The sequence below is a fragment of the Monashia sp. HAY1-5C genome (genome assembly GCF_056755255.1).
In genome coordinates this window covers 1-262 of sequence record NZ_JBPGXG010000438.1, presented here as the reverse complement: position 1 = coordinate 262, position 262 = coordinate 1, and the positions used below count along the sequence as shown (strand labels likewise).

Here is a 262-nt window from a genome sequence, read left to right as displayed (position 1 = left end):
CCAAGGACGTGTTCAAGCGTTACCTGGAATCGCTCGACGGCAGCAAGCAGTTCTTCACCCAGGCGGACATCACCAGGTTCGCCCCGTTCGAATCGAATATTTCGTCGGCCACCCGCGGCGGCGAGCTGGAGCCGGCGTTCCAGGTGTTTGCGGTCTACAAGCAGCGGGTGGGCGAGCGCGTGGGTTACGCGCGCAAGCTGCTCAAGCAGGATTGCGATTTCAGCAGCGATGAGCGCTTCGAGTACGACCGCAAGGACGTGCC

Annotated in this window: 1 protein-coding gene; it reads left to right on the top strand. The window is 62.2% G+C overall.

Annotated features, from left to right (window positions below; genetic code table 11):
- Window positions 1-8: 8 nt before the first annotated feature.
- A partial coding sequence (locus ACR9ZK_RS22355) for a hypothetical protein (RefSeq protein ID WP_481344127.1) occupies window positions 9-262 on the top strand: 254 nt, incomplete at its 3' end.